The sequence below is a fragment of the Aeromonas sp. ZOR0002 genome (assembly GCF_963866995.1).
Lineage (GTDB): Bacteria > Pseudomonadota > Gammaproteobacteria > Enterobacterales > Aeromonadaceae > Aeromonas > Aeromonas caviae.
The window spans coordinates 1-216 of record NZ_CAWMFQ010000265.1 but is presented as its reverse complement, the minus strand read 5'-3'; the positions used below and the strand labels follow the sequence as shown (position 1 = coordinate 216).

General features: G+C 46.8%; 1 protein-coding gene. It reads right to left on the bottom strand.

Features of this window, described 5'->3' with window-relative positions; all coding sequences use genetic code 11:
- On the bottom strand, positions 1-216 hold a 216-nt coding region (locus tag AACR77_RS14385), incomplete at both ends, for a hypothetical protein (protein WP_081999467.1).

Sequence of the window (216 nt, the reverse complement as noted above, 5' to 3'; positions counted from 1 at the left end):
CGCCCAAATGTGTCTGGGTTTGCAGCCTCATAGTCATCGTCACACATATGATCCCCGCGATGCATCTCCCTCATTGTTGCGAGTATACCGAAAAAACACATTTCACACAGATGCACCAGATAACGCTCACCATCGTGACGGGAACCATAGCCAAAATTCGCCGATAACGAGCCATATTGATTGGTTCCAAAATTCGTTTTTGTACTACGACCACAG